The sequence below is a fragment of the Chromohalobacter sp. 48-RD10 genome, from assembly GCF_029889785.1.
In the GTDB taxonomy this organism is placed as follows: Bacteria; Pseudomonadota; Gammaproteobacteria; order Pseudomonadales; family Halomonadaceae; genus Chromohalobacter.
In genome coordinates, this window is sequence record NZ_JARANX010000029.1 from 1 (window position 1) to 16,465 (window position 16,465).

Sequence of the window (16,465 nt, forward strand, 5' to 3'; positions counted from 1 at the left end):
TAATCAAGGGAGGCGTTCTTCAACGATAGGCACTCATTAACGTTCACATCGCTTCGCATCCGGATCATGTCGGGCTATGTTGCCATGCCCACGGCCCATCGGCGTATGCCGGTGGGCTTTTTTGATTTCACTGATGCGAGCGACGACCGGGCATGAAGTCGATGGACTGCAACTGACGCGCTACGACATCGATGGCTGAGCTATCGATGTCGTTTGCGGTTGGTGCGTGCATTAGGCAGGCATGGCAGTCGGGGAGCGAGGGCAGGCCATCTCTAGTGCCGAGTTCACGAATCCCCGGCGTTAGCCGCGCACGATCTAAGACGCTAATGGCAATGCCGGCATCCACAGCTGATTCGATGGCCGCTACGCTGGCGCTGGCAAAGACGGTGTTCCAGTTGCGCCCCGCCGTTTGCAAAGTCTTGAGGCCGATGGCGCGATAGGGGCAGTCATTCGGGTGCAGGGCGAGCGGGAGTGGATCGTTCGCAACGCTCGCCGTGCTAGCCGAACCCGCCCATACCGGCCGTGTTTGCCATAAACGCGTCATGGAGGACTCGTTCGGTTGTGGCGTCACAACGATGGCCAGATCCAGCACGCCTTGATCGACGAGTCGCTCGAGTTCACCACTGTTGGAGGTTTGTACCTGCAGTTGCAGGCGCGGATGCGAGGCAGCCAATGTGGGGAGAATGTCGTTGAGCAGTCGTGGCGTATACACCTCCGGCAGGCCGAGGCGTACTACGCCGGCAGTGGATTGTTTAAGCAGGCGGTCCATCAACTGATCGTGTTCGACCAGCAAGGAGGTGGATTGGGCGCGCAACTGTTCACCGGCTGCGGTTAGTGTGACGCCGGCTCGGGAGCGCTGCAGCAGTTGCTGTTCGAGCTGCTGTTCGAGCCGCTTGATCTGCTGACTGACCGCGCCAAGGGTAAAATGGCGGCGCTCGGCCACAGCCCGGAGGGTGCCGAGTGCACAGGCGAGATGAAAGGTGCGCAGCAGATCGATATCGAGCGTCCGCCAGGTCGATGGGTTTAGCATTGTTAAACCATAAGTAGATAAGATGTAGATTTAATTATCACCAGGGCAGGTCGACCATGACAACCGGTTTTCATAAACAAAGGGTGTTGTCATGGCCGCTATTCTACTGCCGCTCGTGGTCAGTGCGGGATTGGTGATCTGCTGGAGTTCGGGATTTATCGGTACCCGTATGGCGTCGATCGTCGAGTTGCCAGCCACCACGGTCTTCTTCTGGCGCTTTCTCATTGCGGCCGGCGTGTGTGCCCTCCTGCTCCTCGGTCGTTACTATCTGACGGGTCTCCGTACCCACATCTCATACTCTTCCGTTGGTCGAGAGCTGGCGGCGGGGAGTCTGAGTGTTGGAGGCTATCTGCTTGGTGTGGTATTCGCCATTAACCTGGGTGTCAGCGCCGGCCTCACGTCACTGATTACGGCGTTGCAGCCCCTGCTGGCAGCACTGGTGATGAGTGCTCTGGTGGGAGAGCGCATCGGGCCGCTCGGTTGGCTGGGGTCGGTGTTAGCGGCAATTGGTGTTGTGGTCAGCGTCATAGGCGACATGAACGGTGTCGGCCATGCGCCGGCTTGGGCCTATGTGCTACCCGTATTTTCGGCTTTTAGCCTGACGGCGGGGAGCCTGCTGTCAACCTATCGACCGGCGAATCTGGGATTGAGCGAGCGCTTGATGTGGCAGTTGCTGGCGGCGACGCTGATCTTTGGTATCGCGAGTATGAGTCAAACGGGCCACCTGCCGATATTACCGCACGCCGAGCCCGGCGTCTGGCAAGCTCTCCTGTTTCTCGTGGTGCTGTCGAGCTTCGGCGGTTATGGTTTTTTCATCGCCAGCCTGCGCTTACAAGGCGTGACACCGACCTCAATACTGTTCTACCTGACACCACCGTGCACGATGCTCTGGGCTGCACTCCAGCTCGGCGAACGGATAACGACTGCTGGCTGGCTGGGTGGTGCGCTAGCGGCTGTCGGTGTCATGCTCTCCCTGCGCGTCCTGCAGCAAAGCGCTGGAGCGCCGAGCTCGCAGGCTGGCGGCCGGTGGGTGAAAAGTGCTGGGTGACATCCTTCAACTCTGCTGTTACAGCAGCTGACTGAGGTCGCTATATGGTGCCAATGCTTGCTGTGAGCCTGATTCAAACAGTATGCCTGCTTGCGTTCCCCATAATGTTAACTGATCGTCATGGCGATATAAGGCCGTACCTTCCGGTAGCGCGATGACGCGTTGATGTGGGTGGAGATCCAGATATTGTTGCAGCCGCTGTTCGCGACTCTCGCCGTTGTGCCCTTCGGGCCGACCGGGGAAAAAGTGGGGGTTGAGTTGAAAAGGCACTAGCTCCAACAACCCGAAGCTTTCAGGCTGCACGATCGGCATGTCATTGGTGGTGCAAAGTGAGGGAGATACCAGATGAGTGCCAGCACTCCAGCTCATGTAGGGGAGGCCTGCCAATAAGCGAGCGCGAAGTGGTGCCATCAGCTTTAGTTCTTGGAGACGTTGCGCCAGCATGAAGGTATTGCCCCCACCAACCAGAATAGCCGAAGCATTGTGAATGGCTGCTTCCTGGTTGTTGTACTGATGTAAGCCATCAATTTTGAGGTCTAGTCCCTCAAGCGCCAGTCGAACCTGAGCGAGATATGCATCGTTGCTCTTGCCCACACCAGCATAGGGAATAAATAGTACGTCCCGAATACTGGGGGCATGTTGTGCCAGAAATGTCGCGAACATGGAACGGGCCATCTCAAGATACCCGGACCGGTCGGCGCGGGAGCTGCTAAGGAGTAAAAGATTGAGCATCGCGAATCCTGGGTTGAGAGTAAACCTTTCGTCAGGCCTGTCTTCTAGACCCTACTCGAAGTAACAAGCATGGGCAGTACGTTGAGGTTATCAACCCTATTCAGCTCTGTTTGTCAGGCGTTTGCTTTTCAGGTGCTCGCGGGGTATTCAATCGTGTCAGCATCACAATGACTTGGAGTCCTACAGCAACGATTGCGGAAACGGCAGCAGCCCAGGGAAGAAGGGATGGCATTAGCAACTCATGGTCTAGCAGTAGTCCGCCCAACATGGCGCCGATAGCACTACCCAGATAGTTGGCAGAGCTGTTTAGGGCGACCGCCACGCTGCCATGCTCGGGTTGTAGTTCAAGTAGAACGTGTTGCTGCGGTGCTAGTGAGGACCAACCCATTGCGCCCCAAAGCAGAAATGGGAGGAATGACACGGCCATGGGCACCGATGCAGTCAACGGAAGGCTCAGCAGAGCCAGCGACATTATCGACAGGAGGGTCAGGAGTACCATCCCTGGACGGCCGGTCCGGTCAATGACGTGCCCGACGGAAAAAGCTGCCGCCACACCTCCGAGGCCCCAAACCCACAGGTAAGCTGATGGATCATTGCCCAGCCCCAAGTCAGTCAGCATTGGCGCCATGAAGGTATATAGCCCCAAGCTCGCTGTGGCAGTGAACAGTGTGACAGACACCACGGCCGCGATGCGTGGATGGGTGAGCATTTGTAAACGTGAGCGCAATGAGGGAGGAGTTGCCACTTCAATCGTAGGTAGTTTTGTAAGTACGCCTATTACCGCTACCAGGCCGATCAGAGCCACCAGAAGAAGTGTGGATTGCCAGCCGAAGGTCTGCGCAATCTGAATGCCGAGAGGCACGCCGATGACCGTGCCGGTGCCCATTCCCCCCAATATCATGCCTAGCGCACGTCCCTTGCGTTCCTTCGGTACAAGGCTACCGGCCAAGGATGCGGCGACAGGTGCAAAGGTCCCTGCCCCAGCCCCCGCAATGCAGCGCGATACGACTAACAAGGCGAAGCTATCGGCCACAATCGAAAGAAGGTTGCCAATCACGAACAAGGCCATAGCCAGTGCCAAGATCCGTCGAACCGATTGGCCAGCCAAGGCCGTCGCGAGAGCGGGAGCGGCAATGGCATAACAGAGCGTAAAGGCTGTCACTACCTGGGCAGCTTCTCCTTTGGAGACACTGAAGTAGGTGGCGATGTCGGGTAGAAGACCAGCCAGCACATAGGCATCAAGGCCCAGCGCGAACATAGCGCCGGACAGCAGTAGGAGATTGAACATGGAGACTCCCGGTTGAGATCAGCTTGGGCTTTCGGCTAATCAGGTAACTTGAGTGCGCACACTGTTGCGCTTCTCTGGAAGAACCCCATATTCGTAATATCAGTAAGAAGGGTACAGACACAGAAAATAAGATTTTGAAGGGTACAGATGTTCTAATAGATGATCTGTACTCTAAGTTTCATTGAGGTGCAAAAATGCAGGCGCCGATCTATCAAGACTTGGCCGATTCGGTGGAGGCCACAGTTCGCAGCGGCATGTATGCCGAAGGAGATCGCATGCCGTCGATCCGAGGCTTCAGTCAGGAGCGAGGGGTCAGTATATCGACGAGCGTGAGAACCTTTCATGAGCTTGAGCGCCGTGGTGTGGTTCGAGCAGCGCCTCGATCTGGGTATTTTGCCGTAGCTCCTGATGAATCTGCTGAGCTGCCTGCAGCAGCCCGTATCAGTGCCCAGCCCATGCTCGCTAGAGGTGGGGCTGAAATTTTAAAGCTGCTTGAGGCTTCTCAAGATCCTGGAGTAATGGACTTCGCGACGGCCCGGCCGGCGATGGATATGATCCCTGATAGGGAGCTACAGCGCGCTAGCCGCCAGGTCTGGAAGGTGGATCGCCGACGATCAATGGCGCTATCTTTTCCGCCAGGTATTGAGGCGCTGCGTGTGCAAGTGGCTAAACGATTGGCTAAGGTCGATTGTCGAATATCGCCCGATGAGTTGATCATTACTCAGGGCTGTCAGGCGGCCATTGCACTAGCGCTGCGACTTCTGACGGAGCCAGGCGATATAGTTGCCGTCGAAGCCCCGACCCATTACGGCATTCTGGAGCTTCTGGAACAGCTAGGCCTCAAAGCCTTACCGATCCCAACAGATCCAGCCTATGGCATCTCGATGAACGCTCTGGAGTTGGCCTGTCAGCAGTGGCCAGTAAAGGCTTTCATAGTGGTGCCTCACTTCAGTAACCCGCTGGGTTACTGCATGTACGATGTGTGCAAGCAACGTATCGTCGATGTGGCGCGACGCTATGATGTGGCGGTCATTGAGGATGACGTATTCGGTGAGTTGCGTGAAAATCATCAGCGCCCGAGTCCGGTCAAGTGTTGGGATCACGAGGGGCATGTGTATTACTGTGGTTCGGTTTCTAAGACGTTCGGCTCGGGATTCCGGGTGGGTTGGCTGTCGGTGCCTCCTGATCGTATGCAGCAGGCACGGGAAGTTCAGTATGCTCATACTGTGACTGTCGACGTACATGCTCAGTTGGTCACTGCAGAGCTACTTAAAAACACCAATATCGACCGATTTCTCAATCATGCTTCGGCAGAATACAACCGACGGACGGCTACAATGGCTCGTCGTGTCGAAGATAGTTTTCCTATCGGTACTCGGATCAGTCGACCACGAGGTGGCTATTTACTGTGGGTCGAGCTTTCTGGATGTGATGATACTGCTTCAGTACTTGATGAGGCGCTCAGTCATGGTGTTGCGTTTGCCCCAGGGGGGTTGTTTACGGTCGATCAGCAGTTCAAAAATTGCCTGCGACTCAATGCATGTGAGTTCAACACTCGGGCTGCGGAGAAAGCCCTGTTTCAGCTTGCCAGGCTACTAAGTTGACTCAGACGCCATGACCGTTAAGGCACGGCCGGTAGGTCGATGTCGTCGCTGCGTTGGACGCCGGCGGTCATCTCGCGGCATAGGCGCAGGAATTCGTGCATGGCGGTGGTCAGATATTTGTGTCGATGCCAGATGAAGGCGAACTGGCGCGTCAGGTCGAGTGCCGGCGTGGCGATGGGGACCAGACTGCCGCGCCGAAAGGCGTCGCGCAGGGCCAAGTGCGAGACACAGCCGATGCCAAGCCCCGATTCCACCGCGCGCTTGATGGCCTCGGTGTGCTCCAGCTCGAGCAGCACATTGAGCCGGCCACGTCGGTAGCGCATCGCTTGATCCAGCGTACGGCGCGTGCCCGAGCCCTCCTCGCGCATGATCCAGTCCTCGCGCATCAGCGCTTCCAGATCCGCCTCACCGGCGCTGGCCAATGGGTGCCGTGGCGAGCAGAATACCGTGAGTTCGTCCTCGACCCAGGGTTGCATGACGATATCCTCGTGCTGACAGTCTCCCTCGATCAGACCGAGATCCAATTCGTGATGGGCGATGCGCTCTACGATGGAAGCCGTGTTGCGCACATGCAGGCGTACACGACTGCCCGGATGGTGACGCATGAAGTCGCTGATCAGCAGCGTCGCCAGATAGTTGCCGATAGTCAGCGTCGCGCCGACATCCAGTGAACCGATACCGCGCTGGCCCTTGAGTAGCTCCTCGATTTCCTCGCTGCGGTCGAGCAGTGCCACGGCCTTGGGCAACAACTGAAAGCCCAGCGCATTGAGTTTGAGCCGCTTGCCGATGCGATCGAGTAGCTGGCAGTCGAACTGTCGCTCTAGCTCCGCGAGGGCGGTGCTGGTGGCTGACTGCGACATCGCCAGGCGCTGCGCCGCGCGGGATACGCTTTCATGCTGCGCGATGGCGACGAAGACTTCGAGCTGGCGCAGGGTGTAACGCATGACGATCTCCTGGCGGCCTTATTGGCCGTAATATATCGGTTGGGTAGATAACCGATATTCATATAATTCATTTAACAGATATATTGGGTCAGTCTTATAATTAGTGCAACTTCAATTTAAGCAAATAATGCTTTTCGGTTATAAGTTAAGGAGCAGTCGTGAGTAAACTGGCACTCGAAGAAGTTCTCAGCGTTCATCACTGGAACGATACCCTGTTCAGCTTCCGTACCACGCGCGAGCGTAGCCTGCGCTTCAAGAACGGCCAGTTTGTGATGATCGGCTTGGAAGCCGAGGGCAAGCCGCTGCTGCGGGCCTACTCGGTGGCTAGCCCCAACTACGAGGATCATCTCGAGTTCTTCAGCATCAAGGTGCAGGATGGCCCGCTGACCTCTCGGCTGCAGCATCTCAAGGTCGGCGATCAGATCATGGTCAGCCGCAAGCCTACCGGTACACTGGTCGTCGATGACCTGCTACCGGGTCGCAATCTGTACCTGCTGTCCACTGGCACCGGCCTGGCGCCGTTCATGAGCCTGATTCAGGATCCGGAAGTCTACGAACGTTTCGAAAAGATCGTGCTGATTCACGGCGTGCGCACGGTCAGCGAGTTGGCCTATGCCGACTTCATCACCCAGGACCTGCCGGCTCACGAGTACCTGGGCGAGGAGATCAGCGAGAAGTTGGTCTACTACCCCACGGTAACGCGTGAAGATTTCCACACCATGGGGCGCCTGACCGATCATATTCGTAGCGGCAAGCTCTTCGCCGATACCGGTTTGCCCGATCTCGACCCCAAGCAGGATCGCGCGATGATCTGCGGCAGTCCGGCGATGCTCGACGACACCAGCGCCATGCTCGACGAGCTGGGCTTCAACATTTCCCCGCGCATGGGCGAACCCGGCGACTACGTCATCGAGCGAGCCTTCGTCGAGAAATGAGCGGCGAGATCATGCCGACGTGACGCCAAGGCCCCCCGACATCGTCAGGGGCTTTTTATGGTACAGGCTGATTTACAACCACTTGGGCATGGCGTTGTCGGCACGCGCTTTGACGTCGTCATCGATGTAGACCGATACCGCAATCAGTGCCGCGCCAAGCACACTGGCATCGTCGACATAACCGCCCGCGGGGATCAGGTCGGGAATGGCGTCCAAGGGCGAGATGAAATACCCCAGTGCGCCGAAGATCGTGGTCTTCGCCCATACTGGAACGTCGGGACGCTGCAGCACGAAGTAGAGCTGCAGCGCTCGTCGCGTGACTTCACGACCGGCACGGCGCCCGTAGCGGGTGATCTTGTGCCAGAAACGTTGCTCTTGGAACGTGTCTGCGTAATCGCCCGTTTCTTCCGGCACGACATCGCCAACGTCGGCTAGGGACGTCTCTTCGATGGGGTCATGGCGCGGCGTCATACACGCTCCTCACGGTAGGGTGGGCGTCTTGAGATAGCCCCTGCAATGAATCGTCGCATTGGGGTTACGACTTGGCGCCGCCTTGGAAGGCGATATCCAGCGAGATCGCGGTGTCCTTGGGCACGTTGACCATGCTCAAGGCATGTTGCGTCATATCGCGGCGCAGCGCCTCGTACTCCTCATCGCCTGCCATCCGTAGCTCCTCGAGCTGATGCTCGGTCACTTCTTGGCTACCGAGATAGTTCTTGGCGGTCTTGCGCAGAGCATCGCCTGTCTCGCCGCTCGCGATCATGTGAAACTCGTCGGTCTCCATGCCGGCATTCTCGATGATGATTTCCATTTCGTCATCTCCTCGTCATGAGTCAAACGCGCCACCTTTGCGTGCCGCGTCCTTTCAAGATAGGTGCCGTGCCGGGGGACGCTCAAGGACTATCGGACAACCGATAGGGCGTATGTCGTGGTCATACACGCCACCGTAAGGGGTGTTCGTCCATGGTCTGGCCCTGCTCGTCCCAGTCCTGCCAACCGGTAAAGGGAATCGCTTGCTCCGTTTGCCAGTGGTGCAGGCGTGTTTCCCACTGCTGCTTGGCCCGTTCCAGATGCTCGTGGAAGGCAGGTTCGTCTTTATAGCTCAAACCACCACCTTGCACGCCGTATGTGATGTGCGGTGGAAGTACATCGAAACCGACGTAGTAGAGAGAGCAGAGGATCGGCCACATCAGTGTGGCGATATCGCCGCTTCGCCCGCTGGGAGAAAACGTCGAGGCTGGTGCCCCTGTGGTGACGGAACAAATGACTCGCTTACCATCCAGAGGGCCACGATCGTAGCGACGGCTTCCAGAGTAAAGTCCTCCATAGACGAACACTCGGTCGAACCAGCCTTTGAGCATGGCGGGTTGCGCATGCCACCACAGTGGGAACTGCAATATCACCAGATCGGCATGTTGTAGTCGGTCGATCTCGCGCTGGACGTCGACAGGTAGCGTATCCGATTGAACATGATGGCGCTGTTCGGTGAGTGCCGAAAAATAGTCGGGAGCTGCACGATCGACGAAGTGCTCGGCGCGTTCCACGGGGTCGAAGCCTTCGGCGTAGAGGTCCGAGACACAGACGTCATGCCCCTCACGCGTCAGCGTGGTCACGGCGAGGTTGCTTAGTGCCGCATTGAATGAGCGTGGCTCGGGATGGCAATGCACGAGCAAGATATTCATGGGAAAGCCTTGTAACGATATGAGACGACTTACGTTAGGCTTTGCATAAAAGGAATGACATTCCCCATGGATGAAAGTGAGGTTTGCATGAATGCACAGAGTCTGGCCTGGAGTGACCTACGGATCATACTGGCAATCGTGCGGCAGGGGTCTCTAGCCGGGGCCGGGCGAGAACTGGGCGTCAGTCATGCGACGGTATTTCGCCGCTTAGGGGCGCTTGAGTCCCAGCTGGGGGTACGGTTATTCGAGCGTCACCGCACGGGCTATGTGCCGACGCTAGCGGGTGACGATCTAGCGACGACCGCGGCGCGCGTCGCGACAGATATCGGCGCCGTTGAAAGGCGTCTCGTGGGACAGGATGCAAGGTTGTCCGGTACGTTGCGTGTCACTACTACCGACACCTTGCTCATGGGGTTGCTGAGTGATGTCCTCGCAGGTTTCCAGCATCAATACCCTCACATTGTATTGGAAGTGGAAGTCTCTAATCGTGAATATAATTTATCGCACCGGGATGCGGATATTGCGATTCGGCCCACGAAATCGCCGCCGGAAACGCTAGTGGGGCGCCAAGTGGGGCAAATCGCTCAGGCCGTCTATGTCCATAAGCACCAATTTGAGACAAGTGCTTGGGTAGGGCCTGATTCACATTTGGGATATCCCGCCCTGGAGCGCTGGATGGCCCACGAAGGCGTCGATGCCGAATGCCGTTATCGTGTCGATAGCATGTTGGGCATGCTGGCAGGAGTGCGCAGTGGCATGGGGCGTGGTGTGCTGCCGTGTTATCTCGCCGATAGGGAAAATAGCCTCATGAAAGTCGGTGCGTCGCTGGCTTCATTGGAGACGCCTTTGTGGCTGTTAACGCACCCCGATTTGCGGCGTACCGCCCGGGTGATGGCTTTTTTCTCCTATCTATCGGAAGTGCTAAGCACACGACAAGCATGCCTTAAAGGCGAGGCCTCAAATTCCAAGCCTACTTCACCACGCGACGAGCGCCAGCCCCCCGAGCATGACGGCGATGGCGCCGAGTCGTAACGGGGTGAGGCGTTCCCGGAACCAGTAACCGGCGGCGAGTACGCCGAGAGGAATCGAGAGCTGGCGCAGGGCGACGACGTGGCTGACGTCGGCACTGGTGGACATGGCAATCAGCACCAGCCCGTAGGTACCGAGTATCATGGCACCCGTTAGCCAGGCACGACGTGCGGCGGGGGAGCGGTGCAGTCGTCGTGCTGCGTTACGCTCGTTGGGCAATGCCTGTACGAGTGGCCACATCCACAACCAGGTGGCCATGGCTTGCAGCACCATGTAGTGCAGTCCGGCTTGTAGCGGGGTGTAGCCATGCGTGGTCATCAAGCCCAGGGCATGCTTGTCGATCAGCGAGTATCCGGAAACGCCAGCGACGGCTCACCGCGCTTGCCGAGCAGGTTCCAACCGGCATGGAGCACGGCGGATATGACGATCAAGGCGATGGCAAGTGCGCTCAGCGTGGGCCTCCGGGCAGGTTCAAGGGACGTTACGTGCGATGGCTCCTATCTGGTATATACCAGATTAATGATGACATCATCCATGACACTTGGCGTGATCGCAACCGAGCGCTCGCGTCGCCATGGGGCCTTATCATCCCATGACGAATGTTTGCGAAATGTCACGAATGGTGCCCAAAATGCCGATAAGGGCTGTACAGAGCGCGTCTCTCGCTCATAATCCCCATAGTCCCTATGTCAATGCGCTTTGTGGCGTCGCCATAACAAATGTCGCGGCAAATGTTACGAGTGGACCCGCGAGGGGGTTCCTCCTTCAAGGACATAACAAATGACGTCCCCGTTTCCTCATCGATCGCGTGCGGTCTCCGCGCTGCTCATTTTAATTGCCTTCACGATGGCGTTGTGCATGCTTCCTGCAGCCCAGGCGGCACCCAATCCACGCTATGCTTCCATCGTCATCAATGCCGAGAGTGGTGCGGTGCTGCACTCGGCAAACGCCGATGCAACGCGCTATCCCGCATCGTTGACCAAGATGATGACGCTTTACTTGCTGTTCGAGGCGCTCGAAGACGACACGCTGAGTATGGATTCGCGTCTGCCGGTCTCGCAGCATGCCGCCGCGAAGCCGCCCTCCAAGATGGGCGTGAAGCCTGGCGAGACGGTGAAGGTGGAAGACGCCATCAACATCCTTGTGGTCAAATCTGCCAACGATGTGGCGGCGGTGGTCGCCGAGGGGCTGGCCGGTAGCGAGTCCACCTTTGCCAGCCAGATGACCGACAAGGCGCGTGCCTTGGGCATGGCACACACGACGTTTCGCAATGCCTCGGGGCTGCCCGATGACCGCCAAGTCACCACCGCGCGCGACATGGCGATTCTCGCGCTGCGCCTGATGCAGGACTTCCCGAGTTATTATCCGGTGTTCGCCAAGACCGAGTTCACATGGCACGGGAGGCGCTACAAAGGGCACAACCGACTGCTCGACAACTATGCTGGCACCGATGGCCTCAAGACGGGTTACATTCGTGCCTCGGGCTTCAATGTGGCGACCTCCGCCGTACATGATGGACGTCGCCTGCTGTCCGTGGTCATGGGCGGTTTTACCGCCCAGTCACGCGATGCGCACATGAGCGAACTGCTCGATCGTGGCTTCGCGCGTGCCGAGTCGGTCGCGCAGGGTGACTGGATCGCGAAGGCAGACATTTACGGGGACCGTTTGCAGGCCACTCCAACGCGTGAACCCGCCCCCACGCCTGCCGATGACCCCATTCGTGACTTGATCGCCCAGGCGGAATACGAGCACGGTGACGCCAGGACAGCGACCGATGATGCCAGCGCCTGGGCCGTGCAGGTGGGGGCGTTCAGTGACCGTACCCGAGCGCGTCGGCAGGCCGACCAAGCCGCCGAATTTTTGCCAGCCGAGCTCGACGGTCGCGTGTCGGTGTCATCGGTGCAGGGCGATGGGGGCATCTTTCGAGCACAGGTGGTGGATCTGGAGGAAACCCAGGCGCGCCGTGGGTGTCGGCAGTTGGCACGCGAGGGTGTGGACTGCGTCGTGGTCGCCATGGGCGCCGGCCAATGAGGCGTCCCGATGGGCCTCACGGCATCGCCACTTCCACGTGCAGGCAGATGGCATCGTGTAGCCAGTAATCCTCGTCATATTCGAGGGCTCGACCCTCATGGTCATGCGTGACGCGTGTCACGCAAAGGCCCGCGCAGCCACTGTGCACCCCGAGCGTCTCGGCTTCGTCGCCGGTCAGCGCGGTGGGGTAGAGCCGCAGCGATTTGCGCGCCAACACCAGGCCGAACTCTTCCTATAGGCGCTGCCACAGCGACGTCGAGAAATCGCCCTTGGCGAGATCCGGCAAAAGGTCGTCGCGCAACCAGATACGCTCCAACAATACCGCCCGGCCATCGATGTAGCGACGCCGTTTCACATGCAAAACGGCTTGCCCGCAGACAATGCCGAGTGCTTGTGCCACTTCGGCAGGGGCCGGTTGGTGCCGCACGTCCAACACTTCGGTATGCGGATGCCGCCCTTGTGCACTCACGTACTGGGCAAAACTTTGATCGTGATTCGGTGAATATTCCACGCGCCGGGGCGAAACGAACCAGCCGCGGCGGTTGTGGCGATGGAGTCGCCCCTCGCTTTCCAGTTGCACCAGCGCCTGGCGCAGCGTGACACGCGTCGTCACGAAGCGCTCGGCCAGGCGGCGCTCGCCAGGTAATCGGCTAGCGGGCGACAACTCGCCCGTCTCGATCAGCGTCACCAGGCGGTCGCGCAACTGTAGATAGAATGGATTTTCGGGCATTGGTGTTTCCGGGCCGGCGTACACATAGGCCGATGATAAGCGTTGGCGCGTAGCGTGCCCATGGTTCTTGAACGCTTGGAAGCTGCGTCGACATGAAGCGCCGCGTTGCCCTGCAGGGGGCGTCGCGTCTAGCCTAGGCAGGACAAGCCAATGAACGTCTTTCACCAAACAAGGATGTGAGGGTGTTATGCAAGAAACCGATCTGGGCATGATGGATGCCGGACAATTGGTGGCGCTGTTTCGGTCCGGCGAGGCCTCGCCGCTGGAAGCCACGCGTGCTTCGCTTGCGCGTATCGATCGCTTCAACGACGCGGTCAATGCCTTTGTGTATGTCGACCGCGAAGGGGCCGAGCAGGCGGCCACAGCCTCGGCGCGTCGCTGGGGGCAGGGCAAACCGCTGAGCCCCCTCGACGGCGTACCCGTGTCGATGAAGGACTTGACCGAAGTGTCTGGCATGCCGGCCCGCGACGGCTCTTTGACCACATCGGATGCGCACTGCGAAGGCGATGCGCCGCCGGCGCGCATGTTGCGCGAGGCGGGTGCGATCTTCCTCGGCAAAACCAACACGCCGGAGTTCGGCTGGAAGGCCGTCACTGATAATCGTGTGTTCGGGGCCACCTATAATCCTTGGGATACCCGCCTTACGCCAGGCGGTTCGTCAGGTGGCGCGGCAGCCGCAGCTGCGCTCAACATGGGCGTGTTGCATCAGGGCGGTGATTCGGGTGGTTCGATCCGTATTCCCGCCGCGTTTACCGGCGTGTTCGGCTTCAAGCCGACCTTCGGCTGGACACCGCAATGGCCGCCCGCCACGGACCCCACGCTCTCGCATATCGGCCCGTTGACGCGCAACGTGCCCGACGCCGCACGCATGCTCAACGTGATCGGGCGCTATGACTATCATGATCCCTACGCCACGCGCGGTCAGCCTGATGATTGGGGCGTGGATCTGGACTGTGATCTGCGCGGCCTGCGCATCGCCTATTCGCCGGATCTCGGCTACGCCCAAGTTGAGCCACAGATCGCCGCCCGCGTACGCGAGGCGGCCGAGAAGCTTCAGGCGTTAGGGGCCGAGGTCGAGGAGGTTCATCCCGGCTTCGAGTCACCGATCGAGATCTTCCAGAAGATATGGTTCACCGCCTCGCTGGAGGTCTGGTCGCAGTGCAGCGAGCATGAACGCACTCTGCTCGACCCTGGGCTTGTCACCAATGCGCGCCTCGCCGAACGCTGGAGTGCGCTGGACTTCTTCCGCGCTCTGGAATCGCGTGCGCGGCTGACGCAACGGCTCGAGCATTTCAATCAGAAATATCATTTGCTGATGACGCCGTCGGTTTCGGTATCACCGTTCGAGGCCAACCACGAAGTTCCGCCGGGCAGCGGCATGCGAGATTGGGAAGAATGGGCGCCATTCTCGTACCCCTTCAACCTCAGTCAGCAGCCCGCCGCGTCCGTGCCGTGTGGTTTCACCGACACGGGCATGCCGGTGGGCTTCCAGCTTGCGGGGGGCAAGTTCGACGATATCCGCGTACTGCGCGCTTGCCACGCCTTCATGCAGGCGTACCCGCCGCGCTTCCCGACCGTACCTGACCCCGCTCGGACAGGCTGAGCGGGGCTCGGTAGGCCATTGCCCTCGTCTGTTCAGGCGGGCGAGGGGGCGCTTGCCTCGTTCTCCGTTCACACCGTCAACTTCCCCACCTCAGGGCACTTCCCCACCCTCGCGGCTGCGCAAGTGTGAGTCATTGACGTTATGGCCGATAAGGCCGCTTTTTTGGAACCTGTCAGCTCGCTAGGCCAAACGGTAGCCTAAAGCATTATATAGTTTATAACTATTGATTGCGTATAAAAATACAAATTTTGGCTATCGAAAGAATGCTTTAAAAATAGCGACGTCAATAACGCATGGCTGTCACGCAAATGTGAGCACGATAACTAAGGTGCAGACCATAGGTTCCTTGGGTATCGCCAAGGTCAAGAGTAAAAAGGGGAAAGCAATATGAGCGGAAAATGCCCAGTAATGCACGGTGGCCATACCTCCACTGGCACCTCCAATAAAGACTGGTGGCCTGAGGGTATTAATCTGGATATCTTGCACCAGCATGACCGCAAGACTAACCCGATGGATCCTGACTTTGATTACCGTGAGGAAGTCAGAAAGCTCGATTTCGACGCGCTCAAGCAAGACGTTCACGCGCTGATGACCGATAGCCAAGCTTGGTGGCCGGCCGACTGGGGGCACTACGGCGGCCTGATGATCCGCATGGCATGGCACTCTGCGGGTACCTATCGTCTTGCCGATGGCCGTGGCGGTGGTGGGACCGGTAGCCAGCGTTTCGCCCCACTCAACTCCTGGCCTGACAACGCGAGCCTCGATAAGGCGCGTCGCCTGCTGTGGCCGGTCAAGAAAAAATACGGTAACAAGATCAGTTGGGCTGATCTGATGATTCTGGCCGGTACCGTCGCTTACGAATCCATGGGGCTGCCGTCCTACGGGTTCTCTTTCGGCCGTAAAGATATCTGGGAGCCAGAGAAAGACATTTACTGGGGCGATGAGAAAGAGTGGTTGGCGCCTTCCGACGAGCGTTACGAAGACGTCGATACTCCGGAGACCATGGAAAACCCGCTGGCCGCCGTGCAGATGGGGCTTATCTACGTTAACCCCGAAGGGGTCAATGGCCAGCCCGATCCGCTTAAGACCGCTCAGCAGGTACGTGAAACATTCGCCCGTATGGCCATGAACGACGAAGAAACAGCCGCACTGACGGCGGGTGGTCATACCGTGGGCAAGTGTCACGGCAATGGCGACGCCTCTGCGCTGGATGCCGAACCCGAAGCGTCTGACGTCGAGAATCAGGGCTTTGGCTGGAGCAACCCGAGCATGGGCGGCAAGGCGAGCAATGCCATCACATCGGGCATCGAAGGCGCCTGGACCACTAATCCCACTCAGTTCGACATGGGCTACTTCGAGCTGCTCTTCGGCTACGAGTGGGAACTCAGGAAGAGCCCCGCCGGTGCTAACCAGTGGGAGCCGGTTGACATCCGCGAAGAAGACAAGCCGGTTGATGCCAGCGACCCCTCTATCCGCCACAATCCCATCATGACCGATGCGGACATGGCGATGAAGATGGACCCGACCTACCGGGCGCTGTGCGAAAAGTTCATTGCCGATCCGGAATACTTCAAGCAAACCTTCGCCAAGGCATGGTTCAAGCTGACCCACCGTGACCTGGGCCCGAAGTCGCGTTACATCGGCCCGGAAGTGCCCGCTGAAGACCTGATCTGGCAGGATCCCATTCCGGCAGGTAATACCGACTACAGCGAAGAAGTCGTCAAGCAGAAGATTGCTGAAAGCGGTTTGAGCATCAGTGAGATGGTCAGCACGGCGTGGGATAGTGCTCGTACGTATCGCGGTTCCGAC

The 16,465-nt window shown here is 58.6% G+C and carries 15 protein-coding genes and 1 pseudogene; 7 read left to right on the top strand and 9 right to left on the bottom strand.

Features of this window, described 5'->3' with window-relative positions:
• Nucleotides 1-127: 127 nt before the first annotated feature.
• Entirely contained in the window at nt 128-1,030 is a 903-nt protein-coding gene (locus OP496_RS15465; RefSeq protein WP_280564675.1) for a LysR substrate-binding domain-containing protein, read from the bottom strand.
• Nucleotides 1,031-1,121: 91 nt separating this feature from the next.
• Between OP496_RS15465 and OP496_RS15470 the strand changes: the two genes are divergently transcribed.
• Nucleotides 1,122-2,078 carry a DMT family transporter gene (locus OP496_RS15470; protein WP_280564677.1) on the top strand — a complete coding sequence of 319 codons (957 nt, stop codon included), beginning with the start codon at nt 1,122-1,124 and terminating at the stop codon, nt 2,076-2,078.
• A gap of 18 nt (nt 2,079-2,096) precedes the next feature.
• On the opposite strand, the gene pepE is transcribed toward OP496_RS15470, so the two are convergent.
• Complete coding sequence (pepE, locus tag OP496_RS15475) at nt 2,097-2,810, bottom strand: dipeptidase PepE (protein WP_280564678.1); 714 nt, start codon at nt 2,808-2,810, stop codon at nt 2,097-2,099.
• 100 nt (nt 2,811-2,910) lie between these two features.
• Nucleotides 2,911-4,098: an MFS transporter gene (locus OP496_RS15480; RefSeq protein ID WP_280564679.1), complete on the bottom strand. Its 1,188-nt coding sequence runs from the start codon at nt 4,096-4,098 to the stop codon at nt 2,911-2,913.
• 194 nt (nt 4,099-4,292) lie between these two features.
• Here OP496_RS15480 and OP496_RS15485 point away from each other — a divergent pair, with 194 nt between their 5' ends.
• Nucleotides 4,293-5,702, top strand: a complete 1,410-nt coding sequence (locus OP496_RS15485; protein ID WP_280564680.1) for a PLP-dependent aminotransferase family protein — start codon at nt 4,293-4,295, stop codon at nt 5,700-5,702.
• A gap of 17 nt (nt 5,703-5,719) precedes the next feature.
• Here the strand turns inward: OP496_RS15485 and OP496_RS15490 are convergent, their stop codons facing one another.
• On the bottom strand, nt 5,720-6,646 hold the full coding sequence (locus OP496_RS15490; protein ID WP_280564681.1) for a LysR family transcriptional regulator: 927 nt from the start codon (nt 6,644-6,646) through the stop codon (nt 5,720-5,722).
• Between the two features lie 158 nt (nt 6,647-6,804).
• Here OP496_RS15490 and OP496_RS15495 point away from each other — a divergent pair, with 158 nt between their 5' ends.
• Nucleotides 6,805-7,581 carry a ferredoxin--NADP reductase gene (locus OP496_RS15495; RefSeq protein WP_280564682.1) on the top strand — a complete coding sequence of 259 codons (777 nt, stop codon included), beginning with the start codon at nt 6,805-6,807 and terminating at the stop codon, nt 7,579-7,581.
• Between the two features lie 72 nt (nt 7,582-7,653).
• On the opposite strand, the gene OP496_RS15500 is transcribed toward OP496_RS15495, so the two are convergent.
• The 3 genes from OP496_RS15500 to OP496_RS15510 all read right to left on the bottom strand — a co-directional run bounded on the left by OP496_RS15500 (nt 7,654) and on the right by OP496_RS15510 (nt 9,263).
• Nucleotides 7,654-8,052, bottom strand: coding sequence for a YkvA family protein (locus OP496_RS15500; RefSeq protein WP_280564683.1), 399 nt, complete (start codon nt 8,050-8,052; stop codon nt 7,654-7,656).
• A gap of 64 nt (nt 8,053-8,116) precedes the next feature.
• Nucleotides 8,117-8,392: a hypothetical protein gene (locus tag OP496_RS15505; protein ID WP_280564684.1), complete on the bottom strand. Its 276-nt coding sequence runs from the start codon at nt 8,390-8,392 to the stop codon at nt 8,117-8,119.
• Between the two features lie 121 nt (nt 8,393-8,513).
• Nucleotides 8,514-9,263, bottom strand: coding sequence for an NAD(P)H-dependent oxidoreductase (locus tag OP496_RS15510; protein WP_280564685.1), 750 nt, complete (start codon nt 9,261-9,263; stop codon nt 8,514-8,516).
• A gap of 87 nt (nt 9,264-9,350) precedes the next feature.
• Between OP496_RS15510 and OP496_RS15515 the strand changes: the two genes are divergently transcribed.
• Nucleotides 9,351-10,295 (top strand): LysR family transcriptional regulator, encoded by a 945-nt coding sequence (locus OP496_RS15515; RefSeq protein WP_280564686.1) that lies wholly within the window; start codon nt 9,351-9,353, stop codon nt 10,293-10,295.
• Here the strand turns inward: OP496_RS15515 and OP496_RS15520 are convergent.
• Complete coding sequence (locus OP496_RS15520) at nt 10,239-10,613, bottom strand: hypothetical protein (protein WP_280564687.1); 375 nt, start codon at nt 10,611-10,613, stop codon at nt 10,239-10,241. The genes OP496_RS15515 and OP496_RS15520 overlap by 57 nt on opposite strands.
• Before the next feature lie 537 nt (nt 10,614-11,150).
• On the opposite strand from OP496_RS15520, the gene OP496_RS15525 reads away from it, so the two are divergent.
• A complete protein-coding gene (locus OP496_RS15525; RefSeq protein ID WP_280564688.1) occupies nt 11,151-12,323 on the top strand; it encodes a D-alanyl-D-alanine carboxypeptidase in 1,173 nt (390 codons plus the stop codon).
• Nucleotides 12,324-12,339: 16 nt separating this feature from the next.
• Here OP496_RS15525 and OP496_RS15530 read toward each other — a convergent pair.
• Nucleotides 12,340-13,263: pseudogene (locus tag OP496_RS15530) on the bottom strand (UTRA domain-containing protein).
• Here OP496_RS15530 and OP496_RS15535 point away from each other — a divergent pair.
• Both OP496_RS15535 and katG read left to right on the top strand, forming a co-directional pair.
• Entirely contained in the window at nt 13,241-14,656 is a 1,416-nt protein-coding gene (locus OP496_RS15535; protein ID WP_280564689.1) for an amidase, read from the top strand. The pseudogene OP496_RS15530 and the gene OP496_RS15535 overlap by 23 nt on opposite strands.
• 387 nt (nt 14,657-15,043) lie before the next feature.
• The coding region (gene katG / locus OP496_RS15540) for a catalase/peroxidase HPI (RefSeq protein ID WP_280564690.1) at nt 15,044-16,465 on the top strand (1,422 nt) is incomplete at its 3' end.

Bases quoted from the DNA above. Each gene is read 5' to 3' on its own strand.
- OP496_RS15515 (WP_280564686.1), top strand. From the start codon at position 9,351: ATGAATGCACAGAGTCTGGCCTGGAGTGACCTACGGATCATACTGGCA.
- OP496_RS15480 (WP_280564679.1), bottom strand. From the start codon at position 4,098: ATGTTCAATCTCCTACTGCTGTCCGGCGCTATGTTCGCGCTGGGCCTT.
- OP496_RS15525 (WP_280564688.1), top strand. From the start codon at position 11,151: ATGCTTCCTGCAGCCCAGGCGGCACCCAATCCACGCTATGCTTCCATC.
- OP496_RS15465 (WP_280564675.1), bottom strand. From the start codon at position 1,030: ATGCTAAACCCATCGACCTGGCGGACGCTCGATATCGATCTGCTGCGC.
- OP496_RS15485 (WP_280564680.1), top strand. From the start codon at position 4,293: ATGCAGGCGCCGATCTATCAAGACTTGGCCGATTCGGTGGAGGCCACA.
- pepE (WP_280564678.1), bottom strand. From the start codon at position 2,810: ATGCTCAATCTTTTACTCCTTAGCAGCTCCCGCGCCGACCGGTCCGGG.
- OP496_RS15510 (WP_280564685.1), bottom strand. From the start codon at position 9,263: ATGAATATCTTGCTCGTGCATTGCCATCCCGAGCCACGCTCATTCAAT.
- OP496_RS15505 (WP_280564684.1), bottom strand. From the start codon at position 8,392: ATGGAAATCATCATCGAGAATGCCGGCATGGAGACCGACGAGTTTCAC.
- OP496_RS15490 (WP_280564681.1), bottom strand. From the start codon at position 6,646: ATGCGTTACACCCTGCGCCAGCTCGAAGTCTTCGTCGCCATCGCGCAG.
- OP496_RS15470 (WP_280564677.1), top strand. From the start codon at position 1,122: ATGGCCGCTATTCTACTGCCGCTCGTGGTCAGTGCGGGATTGGTGATC.
- OP496_RS15500 (WP_280564683.1), bottom strand. From the start codon at position 8,052: ATGACGCCGCGCCATGACCCCATCGAAGAGACGTCCCTAGCCGACGTT.
- OP496_RS15535 (WP_280564689.1), top strand. From the start codon at position 13,241: ATGCAAGAAACCGATCTGGGCATGATGGATGCCGGACAATTGGTGGCG.